Source organism: Mesorhizobium sp. M4A.F.Ca.ET.050.02.1.1 (genome assembly GCF_003997725.1).
In the GTDB taxonomy this organism is placed as follows: Bacteria; Pseudomonadota; Alphaproteobacteria; order Rhizobiales; family Rhizobiaceae; genus Mesorhizobium.
In genome coordinates this window covers 1-1,531 of record NZ_RZSG01001097.1, presented here as the reverse complement: position 1 = coordinate 1,531, position 1,531 = coordinate 1, and the positions used below count along the sequence as shown (strand labels likewise).

Here is a 1,531-nt window from a genome sequence, read left to right as displayed (position 1 = left end):
GAGGACCCGCCGCCATATTCGTCGACATAGACAGGCTGCGGCTGCTGCTGCTGAGCGAGCAGGCTGCCGAGTACGAACCCGCCGACGCCGGCGGCAATGCCGATGCCGATCTCGCGGTGGTGGTGATGGCCATGGGCGGCCGAGGGCTGAACGGTGCCGGCCAGCGTGGCGGCGGCGACGGAGGTGGCGATGAGGCCGGAAACAATGGTGCGCTTGAACATGATGATCTCCTGTTGCGTGGGAGAGGCGATCCATCCGCCTCTTGATCATCAGTCGTCGCGCCCGCGAAAAAGGTTCGAAACTTTTTTGAGTAAGTGGGAAATAGTCAGTAGGAAGTAGTGTCGCCTACGCGGCCACCTGCCATTCCCTACTCACTATTCCCTACTGCCTACTCACTGGTTCATCCCATGCCGGTGATATGGCGCAGCCAGAAGGCGAGCGCGATGAAGCCGATGATGGTGGTGACGCCGGTCCAGTCGATGCTGGCTTTCTTCAAATCGCTGACGAGCTTGACCACGAGAAGCCAGGCCACCACGACAAGCGGGAAGATGATGACGAGCCGGATCATGCGAAAACCCTCAACCAGGTAATTGCATCTCGCCCTGATATAGGAAGCCGCCCTGCCGTTTTCAGGATGGCGCGGGGCCGCCCTCGCCGGGTCAATCAGCTGTCGCGAACGGAGTTTTGTCTTTACTGGCGCATGGAATATGCTACCGGAGCGCCATGCCCTTGTAGCTCAGCTGGTAGAGCAGCGGTTTTGTAAACCGAAGGTCGGCGGTTCGATCCCGTCCGGGGGCACCACCCTTCGCTCTTCGAGCTTCGGGTAGCAGGCCACCCGAAGATCGTTAGACGAAGGGGTGTCCTCCGAAGCCTTGGCGAAGGAGGACAGTCGACAGTTCGCTGCAAACAAGCCGAAATGGCGCACAACCGCCAGGCCGGCTGCCATCTGCGGCAGAGCCGGTAGATATTAGCGCTCAAGATCGAAATGCCGCGGAAACGCCTGATGCAGCAGCATCAGCATCGTCTTGCGCAGGACATTGGTGTTACGGCCGGAAGGGTTCAGGTGATCCCAGTACCAGGCGCCGTGAACCAGATAATTCAGGCTCTCTGATAAGGTGTCTATGTCGACGCCGGAATAGCCGCCACTGCGCGAGATCTCGATCAGCAGCTCGCGCGCTTCGGCCGTGTAGGCGAGGTCGCTCGGCAACCCGATCTCGTTGTAGATCTGCATGCTCTTGCGGTCGCTGGAGAACACGACGAAGACCGAAACCCACTTTGGATGCTGCCGCGCGAATCCTCGCGCGCATTCGACCGCGCCCAGCAGCCTTTCAACCGGCGACAGCCCGGGCGCCCGCACCAAGGTGGCCCACAGCTCATCATATCGATCGCTGAGATACTGCAGCACGGCCCGAAACAGGTTCTCCTTGCTGCGAAAATGGAACACGACCAGCGCGTTCGACGAGCCGACCTGCTCGGCGATGCGCTGCATGGTGACGCTCGCCAGCCCTTCATCGGCGATGAGGTCGATGGT

Annotated in this window: 3 protein-coding genes and 1 tRNA gene; 1 reads left to right on the top strand and 3 read right to left on the bottom strand. The window is 60.6% G+C overall.

Going from position 1 to position 1,531, the window contains the following annotated elements; genetic code table 11:
- Together EOA33_RS35320 and EOA33_RS35315 are read right to left on the bottom strand one after the other, a co-directional pair.
- Nucleotides 1–221, bottom strand: a 221-nt coding sequence (locus EOA33_RS35320; RefSeq protein WP_127407693.1) for a BA14K family protein, incomplete at its 3' end; no start/stop codon positions are given.
- A gap of 179 nt (nucleotides 222–400) precedes the next feature.
- Entirely contained in the window at nucleotides 401–568 is a 168-nt protein-coding gene (locus EOA33_RS35315) for a hypothetical protein (RefSeq protein WP_126054408.1), read from the bottom strand.
- 157 nt (nucleotides 569–725) lie between these two features.
- Here EOA33_RS35315 and EOA33_RS35310 point away from each other — a divergent pair.
- Nucleotides 726–801: transfer RNA gene (locus tag EOA33_RS35310), tRNA-Thr, on the top strand.
- A gap of 166 nt (nucleotides 802–967) precedes the next feature.
- Here EOA33_RS35310 and EOA33_RS35305 read toward each other — a convergent pair.
- Nucleotides 968–1,531, bottom strand: a 564-nt coding sequence (locus EOA33_RS35305) for a TetR/AcrR family transcriptional regulator (protein WP_145989508.1), incomplete at its 5' end; no start/stop codon positions are given.